7 protein-coding genes and 1 pseudogene are annotated in these 8,473 nt (G+C 57.5%); 7 read left to right on the forward strand and 1 reads right to left on the reverse strand.

The genetic code is table 11. From position 1 onward, the window contains the following. Positions 1–94: 94 nt before the first annotated feature. Positions 95–496 (reverse strand): annotated as a pseudogene (locus GGR62_RS20650) (phage integrase N-terminal SAM-like domain-containing protein); the annotation flags it as partial. Between the two features lie 1,346 nt (positions 497–1,842). Here GGR62_RS20650 and GGR62_RS20655 point away from each other — a divergent pair. The 7 genes from GGR62_RS20655 to GGR62_RS20685 all read left to right on the forward strand — a co-directional run bounded on the left by GGR62_RS20655 (position 1,843) and on the right by GGR62_RS20685 (position 6,354). After that, positions 1,843–2,190, forward strand: coding sequence for a hypothetical protein (locus tag GGR62_RS20655; RefSeq protein WP_184409691.1), 348 nt, complete (start codon positions 1,843–1,845; stop codon positions 2,188–2,190). 81 nt (positions 2,191–2,271) lie between these two features. Then, positions 2,272–2,643 (forward strand): hypothetical protein, encoded by a 372-nt coding sequence (locus GGR62_RS20660; RefSeq protein WP_184409692.1) that lies wholly within the window; start codon positions 2,272–2,274, stop codon positions 2,641–2,643. 58 nt (positions 2,644–2,701) lie between these two features. Next, entirely contained in the window at positions 2,702–3,244 is a 543-nt protein-coding gene (locus GGR62_RS20665) for a hypothetical protein (RefSeq protein ID WP_184409693.1), read from the forward strand. Between the two features lie 69 nt (positions 3,245–3,313). Further along, positions 3,314–3,814 carry a hypothetical protein gene (locus tag GGR62_RS20670; protein WP_184409694.1) on the forward strand — a complete coding sequence of 167 codons (501 nt, stop codon included), beginning with the start codon at positions 3,314–3,316 and terminating at the stop codon, positions 3,812–3,814. Positions 3,815–3,909: 95 nt separating this feature from the next. Then, positions 3,910–4,338, forward strand: a complete 429-nt coding sequence (locus tag GGR62_RS20675) for a hypothetical protein (RefSeq protein WP_184409695.1) — start codon at positions 3,910–3,912, stop codon at positions 4,336–4,338. A gap of 420 nt (positions 4,339–4,758) precedes the next feature. Next, a complete protein-coding gene (locus GGR62_RS20680) occupies positions 4,759–5,286 on the forward strand; it encodes a hypothetical protein (protein WP_184409696.1) in 528 nt (175 codons plus the stop codon). 750 nt (positions 5,287–6,036) lie between these two features. Further along, positions 6,037–6,354 carry a hypothetical protein gene (locus GGR62_RS20685; protein WP_184409697.1) on the forward strand — a complete coding sequence of 106 codons (318 nt, stop codon included), beginning with the start codon at positions 6,037–6,039 and terminating at the stop codon, positions 6,352–6,354. Positions 6,355–8,473 lie beyond the last annotated feature (2,119 nt).

Consider the following 8,473-nt stretch of genomic DNA (forward strand, 5'->3'; position numbering starts at 1 on the left):
TGACCCCGGCTGCTTATGCCCAACATCTGGCCAACACCGATATCATTACCCCCGGACTCTAAACCAAGCCGCTACTCAGGGCGGGGGGATGTCGGCCGTACAGCAGCCCCGCCATCAGCCGACAAGACCCCTCCAACATCGTCAGCAAGCGCGTCACCTCCTCGACCGAGAGCACCACTGGAATGCGCCGCGGTCGCTTGGCGCGCACCAGATTCTCCATCCAGGGCAACTCCACGCCCAGGACCTCGCGATACAGGAACAGCAGTGCCGCCAGCGCCTGATTCTGCGTGCCGGCCGACACCTGACCCCGCGTCGCCAGTTCGGTGAGAAACGCCTCGACCTCTGCCTGCCCCATCTGCGCTGGATGCCGTTTGCCGTTGGCCAGGATGAAGCGTCGGATCCAGCCCACATACGCCTGCTCGGTACGCAGGCTGTAGTGGCGAAGCCGCAGCCGACCACGGACCTGATCCAGCAGCTTGGGGGTCAGAGGCGTCATTACGCCTGCATCGTCACGGGTGTCACTCATACGCCTGCTCAACCGTCGGATAACGCAACCAGCATCGAGGCCAAGACTGTCGGTTGCCATCCGGCAAGTCATTGTTACGGAATAGGAATTCCCTCTTCCCAGACCTCAGCCCTTAGTCGATACTTGGCGCAACACCGCTTTTGGGCGGTCCAATAGTAGTTAGGCCGCATGTTGAGAGTTGCCCTGGCGTTGGGAATATCCTTGATCGCTGGTTGCGCCGTTAACCCGATCATGAGTGGGTCGCCTCAAGCGGCCGAACTCGTGCTTCGAGAATCGCAGGAAGAGCAACCTACGAATAGAGTTGGTGGCATGTTTGTGATTGGTGGGCAGTCGGTGCCGGACAATCAGCACTTCGGTGTTTGGGTCTCTCCAGGGTCACACAAGGTAGAATTTCTGTGCCCTGGCTGGATGTTCATAGACGGCTACCCGGCAGTTCGGCACAGATTTGAGGCTGGTCGTCGTTATGAGCTGGTTTGCGACAATGGTCCGCCTCGGATTGAGCTGTCCGAGAGGCCTAACTAATCATTCAAGCCGACGCCTTTGGCGCGGCTTAACTAAGGCGTTAGGCCGCTATGGAAGCTCATCGTGTAACTCTCAGAGACGGCACCGATGCAACTTTGTACCGCTCGGAGTCTGGGAGTTGGGCTTGCCCAGTGTGCGGTAGCGTCGAGCTCGCCGAGCAGCCCTACTACAGCGACGGTAGCGCCTCATTCGCTATGTGTAGCTGCGGTTTCGAGTTCGGCTTTGACGACGACCCTGGTGCTTCCGCAGAGGCAGATCCTTCAGTCGCTGCAAACTGGACTAAGTGGCGCGCTCGTTTTCTGCGTAAGCTCCAACCTCACCCGCAGGAGTTGGCGCAGGTTGCTGACCGGTTGCGGGCAATTGGTGTCGTCGCGTGATCAGTCGGGCGCGGCCTAACAAATCATCCAAGCCGAACCCGCTTGGCGGGTCGGCTTAATTCTGGTGTTAGGCCGTGGTGTAGCAACAGCATCGGTGCTCGCATATTCGACCAGTTCACTGGCGCGCACACGGTCGGCTCCGGACAGGGGTTCTCACCGTAACTGGCATCGGACAGTCCGCCGCTTCGTCATTTCGTGTCACTGCCGCGCGGCGCTCATTGCGCCTGGCTTCGGAGCCAACAGGCCCCGTGGCATTGCGGCGCAAGCTTCATCCCGCAAGCTGTGGCACACTCTGCTCAGGCGGGCAGTGCTGGGGAGCACGGTTGCGGTCTCAACCGTTTCGGCCACTCACTGCCTAACAACTCATTCAAGCCGACGTTGCTTCGCAACGCGGCTTAATTCAGGCGTTAGGCGGTCATGGAAGAACTCAGCGGCTACGAGCATGAAGCAATCGCAACAATCGCGCTTTCGGACGCCCAACGAGACATAGTTCTCGCTCAGCTGGCTAAAGCTACCTGCATCTCGCGGGACTACACAGGCGTTGGCCTATACACAGAGCTTTACGTAGACCCGTCTGCTCCAAAGCTAGATGAGGCTCGCTGGAAGATCGAGGACATGCCCAAAGGGCACGCTTACCATCCCGACCTGCCTGCTGGTGCCGGACTTATTCTATGGGTCAAGGACGGCTACATTAGCTGCCTTGAGTCGTACACGTATGAGGGTGGCTGGCCGCAGGACGAGTCACTGTTCCGGCTAGCCGCCTAACAATTCATTCAAGCCGACGCCGCTTCGCGGCACGGCTTAACTCAAGCGTTAGGCACCTGATCTAAGCTCAAGGAGAGTCTTGTGAGAAAGAAAGAATTTGACTGGGATGGCTACTTTTCTTCTGCATCTTTTCGACAGATCAGAGAACTTTCACCTGAGCTATCCAATCGTAGAGTTCCCTCTGTCTATAGTCCTGACCGCCAGCTTCTTTACCTGACTTCACTGGATATTGACGTTCAAACAAACGATGAGACAGAGTTGGTCGTTGCCCTCAACGAGGTGCGCAATCTGTATCTTTCCGCAAGATCTGCCGGATCTACTAATGGCAAAGACGTCATTGCACGCACTGACTTCGCAGAGATCTGCAACTTACTTGCAAATTTAAGCGAAGATCCCGATGAATATATGGATCCGGATGCACTCCTTGAGCAGGCATCCACGTCAGGTGCCTAACAATTCATTCAAGCCGACGCCGCTTCGCGGCGCGGCTTAATTCAGGCGTTAGAGGCCAATGGCAGCACCATCGCGATATGACAGTGCACTAAAGCGGAATCTGGCTGAGCTACAAAAAGCTCTACTGATCCGCACCACACTCTTGGGCATCGAGAAGCACAGATACACCACTAGGGTCTTTACCCGTGTCATTCGTGATGCGCTACACAATGACCACATGTCGCACGCCATAAAGGTATTTGAGCAAAGTTCAAAAGCGGCTTCGTTCTGGTATTTGTACCGAACCGACTCCGGTCCAATAGACAAGTACGGGCACCAAGTTGGGTACGACATCGCCAATCTTCAGGTCGTGGCGGACAAGCTAAAGGCAATCCGCAACGGCTCTCACTTCCACATTGACAAGACGGGCGTCTTGGATCCAAAGGTGGTCTGGAGCGGGGCTGCGCTCACTGGCAAGGAGCTAGGCACCGCTATAGATTTCGTATGGGGGGCGCTTAGCGCTATTCAAACCGCGAAGGGCGGTGAGGTTCCGTCACTTCTCGACTACACGCCTGACGCCGCACTAGCGGCACTCAAACGCGTAGAAGACGGAGATCCGTAGTTGCCCTCTAACAATTCATTCAAGCCGAACACGCTTCGCATGTCGGCTTAATTCAGGCGTTAGGCATCTATGAACCAGTCCAGCTTGCCCACAAAGAAGCACTCCACCCGCCACTACGAGATGTACTCGGGTGCGATGTCTGAAGATTCTGTCGCAACGATCTTGCGATTTCATCTGCTCACTGAGTACTACCTCGAGCAGATGATTCGGCTAGTTCTTTCCCGCGGCGACCGCATAATTGACTCTGGCAACTACTCGTACGCTCAGAAGCTAGGCATAGTGGAAGCTTCAGATAAGATTGGTGACAAGCTGATTTCGTCCTTGCGAAACCTCAACAAGCTCAGGAACAAGTGCTCGCACGAACTCAATCATCAGATCACTGACTCAGATCTTGAGCGCGTTGGTAGCCCCCTAGGCAAGTTCTGGACTCAGATCAAGAACGAACAAACCTCAACTCGTGCAAAGCTCGGACATCTGTGCGGCACGATCTCTGCAGCACTCGGCGTTGAGCTCGACGACCTTGAGCAAGTGTTCCATGGAGTCACGCATGATTCTGCAGACGATGCCTAACAATTTATTCAAGCCGACCCCGCTTCGCGGCGCGGCTTAATTCAGGCGTTAGACCTTCCACGTCACCCACCAAACTAGAGCAGGCACGGACGCACATGTCATTACTCTCCGATTTCTACGTTGCCGCACCCGAAGCTGCCATTGCTTACGACACGAATCGTGCTCTCCCAGATTCCGAGCGCGCGGAATTCAGCGGGCTCACCTACAACGAGCTGGCTGATCTCTGGGCCATCCTCCAAGGCAGCGAAGCCACGCCGCAGCACGCAGAGGCTTTCGAGTCAGTCTTGGTTGTCGCTGGCGGCGAGCGCCTTATCAACCGCTTCCCAGCCGAGTTCGTCTCCAAGCTCGCATCACTTGACGACGCCAGCACTTCGACCGCCGCCGCCAAATGGGTCCAAACAGGAGAGCTTGCCTACATGTCGTGCGAGTCATCCCATGTCATCCCGATCATCAATTCCGCATCGCGATTGGCGCGCAATGCACAACAAAACGGCAAGTCGCTCTACCTCTGGATGTGCGTCTAACATCTCGTTCAAGGCGGACGGCTTCGCCGCCGCTTAACTCAAGCGTTAGGCCGTGGTGGAGCAAATGCGTTGGTGGTTGCCGCTTCGGTGAGTTCGCAGGCATGCATGCGGTTGGCTCCGGACAGCAGTCATCACCGTTGCTGGTTGCGGTAAGTTTGGTACTTCGCCTTGGTACGTCGTTCCTGCGCTGCGCTCGGTGCAGTTGGCTTCGGTGGGATCACGCGCCGCTGCATCGCTGGGCAAGCTCCATCCCGCAAGCTGTGGCACACTCGGTCCAGGCGGCAGTGCTGGGGAGCATGGTTGCACCATCCAACCTTCGCGGCCACTCACTGCCTAACAACTCATTCAAGCCGAAGTTGCTTTGCAACTCGGCTTAATTCAAGCGTTAGGCGCTAAACAACCATTCCCGCGAGACCAAACATGTCAGAGCAGAGTTGGCTCGCCTATATCGGAGCAATCGCAGGCATCATCGGGGCAATCATTGGCATCGTGGGAGCCGTTGTTGCAATCCAGGCGTTTCGTCGTACTGGCGAACTCAAAGCACTTGATCTGCGCTTAGAACTCCGTCGCACTGAAAGTACATTGCGATCCGACATCCAGGACCTAATTCCGCTCCTGGAGCTGGCAAAGAAATCTCGCACAAGGCTCGCCGCCGCTCAGGGCAATTTTCACTCGGCTGCCACAACGCATTGGCTGTGCCAGTGGGATGCTGACGTCGCGGAGGCCAAGAAGCTTGTCGCGGGCGCTTCCGCGTTAGACATAGATTGTTCCTCGTTCTCTCAGGCAGAGCTTGAGGCAAGGCTGGTTACCGTGCACAAGCTTCAGCGTCAACTTGCTCAACTTTCCGGTAAGTATCAAAGTTCGCTCGCGGCCGACGACTCTGGCCGGGAGCACCTCCGGGCAGATCAGCGGGTAATCACGCAGGCTCGCCTAGACGGCAAGCTATGAGGTACTTGCCTAACAATTCATTCAAGCCGACGCCGCTCCGCGGCGCGGCTCAATTCAGGCGTTAGGCCGTGGTGGAGCAAATGCGTTGGTGGTTGCCGCTTCGTTGGGTTCGCAGGCATGCATGCGCTTGGCTCCGGACAGCAGTCATCACCGTTGCTTGTTGCGGTAAGTTCGGTGCTTCGCCTTGGTACGTCGTTCCCGCGCTGCGCTCGGTGCAGTGGGCTTCGGTGGCATCACGCGCCGCTGCATCGCTGGGCAAGCTCCATCCCGTAAGCTGTGGCACACTCGGTCCAGGCGGCAGTGCTGGGGAGCATGGTTGCACCATCAAACCTTCGCGACCACTCACTGCCTAACAACTCATTCAAGCCGAAGTTGCTTCGCAACTCGGCTTAATTCAAGCGTTAGGCAGTGGTGGAGCAAATGCGTTGGTGGTTGCCGCTTCGGTGAATTGGCAGGCGTGCATGCGGTTGGCTCCGGACAGCAGTCATCACCGTTGCTGGTTGCGGTAAGTTTGGTACTTCGCCTTGGCACGTCGTTCCCGCGCTGCGCTCGTTGCAGTTGGCTTCGGTGGCATCACGCGCCTCTGCATTGCTGGGCAAGCTCCATCCCGCAAGCTGTGGCACACTCGGTCCAGGCGGCAGTGCTGGGGAGCATGGTTGCACCATCCAACCTTCGCGGCCACTCACTGCCTAACAACTCATTCAAGCCGACGTTGCTTCGCAACTCGGCTTAATTCAAGCGTTAGGCCGCATGTCCACATCTTCATCTGCTAAAGAACCAAGCCTCTCGATCGCCGGCAGACTGCTGCTGGGGGAGTTCGTGGTTTATGTCGCGCTCTCCATGCTCTTAGCAAGCCGTGGGCTATCTGCGGACTACGTCTTTGTCGGGCTGCTCGCCTTCAATCTTGTAGTGGCTGTGTTCATTGCCAAGGCCGCGCGGGCTCTGGGCAAGAGAGCGTTCCTGTATGGACTAATCTCGAGCCTGCCGCCTGGCGCACTGTTCGCGTTCTTTCGCCTCTGGAGCCATCAACTCTGGTCCCGGTTGGACCAGGATAGGAGGATCTCGTAGTGCGCGTGCTGCGGCCTAACAATTCATTCAAGCCGAACCCGCTTCGCGGCTCGGCTTAATTCAGGCGTTAGGCGCTCAAAAAGCTCTGGCGTGTTGGGCTGGGATTGCTGCAACGCTACTGGCCTCGGTGCGTGCTTTCTTCTGTGAGTTGGCTTGCGCTGCAACAGCTTCGGCCACCATGCGTGGCGCGCTTCAAACATGGCAGCGTTTGGTTGTCTGGCTTCGGTGACGGTGGCCACTTCCGGGTCGTCTATCAGCCCAGTGCGTTTGCTTCGGTGGGTTGGCAGCGGACAGTTGGTCGGGCGCGCCCTGGCAACATGACTTCGGTGTGCAGGCTTGTTGGCTGCTGCGTTTCATCCATGATCGCCTAACAATTCATTCAAGCCGAACTGGCTTCGCCAGTCGGCTTAATTCAGGCGTTAGGCCGTGGTGGAGCAAATGCGTTGGTGGTTGCCGCTTCGGTGGGTTCGCAGGCATGCATGCGGTTGGCTCCGGACATCAGTCATCACCGTTGCTGGTTGCGGTAAGTTCGGTGCTTCGCCTTGGCACGTCGTTCCCGCGCTGCGCTCGTTGCAGTTGGCTTCGGTGGCATCACGCGCCTCTGCATTGCTGGGCAAGCTCCATCCCGCAAGCTGTGGCACACTCGGTCCAGGCGGCAGTGCTGGGGAGCATGGTTGCACCATCCAACCTTCGCGGCCACTCACTGCCTAACAACTCATTCAAGCCGAAGTTGCTTCGCAACTCGGCTTAATTCAAGCGTTAGGCCGTGTTGGAGCAACAGCATCGGTGCTCGCATCTTCGACCAGTTCACTGGCGTGCACGCGGTCGGCTCCGGACAGTGGTTCTCACCGCAACTGGCATCGGACAGTCCGCCGCTGCGTCATTTCGTGTCACTGTCGCGCGACGCTCATTGCGCCTGGCTTCGGAGCCAACAGGCCCCGTGGCATTACGGCGCAAGCTTCATCCCGCAAGCTGTGGCACACTCGGATCAGGCGGGCAGTGCTGGGGAGCACGGTTGCGGTCTCAGCCGTTTCGGCCACTCACTGCCTAACAACTCATTCAAGCCGACGTTGCTTCGCAACGCGGCTTAATTCAAGCGTTAGGCCGTGGTGGAGCAAATGCGTTGGTGGTTGCCGCTTCGGTGGGTTCGCAGGCATGCATGCGGTTGGCTCCGGACAGCAGTCATCACCGTTGCTGGTTGCGGTAAGTTGGGTGCTTCGCCTTGCCACGTCGTTCCCGCGCTGCGCTCGGTGCAGTTGGCTTCGGTGGCATCACGCGCCTCTGCATTGCTGGGCAAGCTCCATCCCGCAAGCTGTGGCAAACTCGGTCCAGGCGGCAGTGCTGGGGAGCATGGTTGCACCATCCAACCTTTGCGGCCACTCACTGCCTAACAACTCATTCAAGCCGAAGTTGCTTCGCAACTCGGCTTAATTCAAGCGTTAGGCCCCGGAACAGATACTCATGCACGCTGAACTAGAAGACTGGAACAACGGATGGCATGGGCTGCGACTTAGCTTGCTACCGCAAGAGATTTCTCGTTTGATTGAGTTGCTCCAAGACTTACAGCAAGACCCGGAGCAGCACTTCCATATTTCGTCGGACTACTCAGCGGAGTCTGGGCTTGGTGACATTGAGATCTCGACCGCTACAGAGAGCGAGCAGCACAACATGTCGCTCAGCGGGCTCGCACTTGCGCCAGGCACAGATAAGCCGGCACTCGGGGCCTAACAACTCAATCAAACCGAACTGGCTTTGCCAGTCGGCTTATCTCGGACGTTAGGCCGTGGTGGAGCAAATGCGCTGGTGGTTGCCGCTTCGGTGAGTTCGCAGGCATGCATGCGCTTGGCTCCGGACAGCAGTCATCACCGTTGCTGGTTGCGGTAAGTTCGGTGCTTCGCCTTGGCACGTCGCTCCCGCGCTGCGCTCGGTGCAGTTGGCTTCGGTGGCATCACGCGCTACTGCATCGCTGGGCAAGCTCCCTCCCGCAAGCTGTAGCAAACTCGGTCCAGGCGGCAATGCTGGGTAGCATGGTTGCACCATCCAACCTTTGCGGCCACTCACTGCCTAACAACTCATTCAAGCCGAAGTTGCTTCGCAACTCGGCTTAATTCAAGCGTTA

Origin of the sequence: Xanthomonas sp. 3075, assembly GCF_014197275.1 — a bacterium.
In the GTDB taxonomy this organism is placed as follows: domain Bacteria; phylum Pseudomonadota; class Gammaproteobacteria; order Xanthomonadales; family Xanthomonadaceae; genus Xanthomonas; species Xanthomonas campestris_B.

Excerpts from the sequence above, each read along its gene's own strand:
- GGR62_RS20655 (WP_184409691.1), top strand. The coding sequence starts at position 1,843 with ATGGAAGAACTCAGCGGCTACGAGCATGAAGCAATCGCAACAATCGCG.
- GGR62_RS20665 (WP_184409693.1), top strand. The coding sequence starts at position 2,702 with ATGGCAGCACCATCGCGATATGACAGTGCACTAAAGCGGAATCTGGCT.
- GGR62_RS20670 (WP_184409694.1), top strand. The coding sequence starts at position 3,314 with ATGAACCAGTCCAGCTTGCCCACAAAGAAGCACTCCACCCGCCACTAC.
- GGR62_RS20675 (WP_184409695.1), top strand. The coding sequence starts at position 3,910 with ATGTCATTACTCTCCGATTTCTACGTTGCCGCACCCGAAGCTGCCATT.
- GGR62_RS20680 (WP_184409696.1), top strand. The coding sequence starts at position 4,759 with ATGTCAGAGCAGAGTTGGCTCGCCTATATCGGAGCAATCGCAGGCATC.
- GGR62_RS20685 (WP_184409697.1), top strand. The coding sequence starts at position 6,037 with ATGTCCACATCTTCATCTGCTAAAGAACCAAGCCTCTCGATCGCCGGC.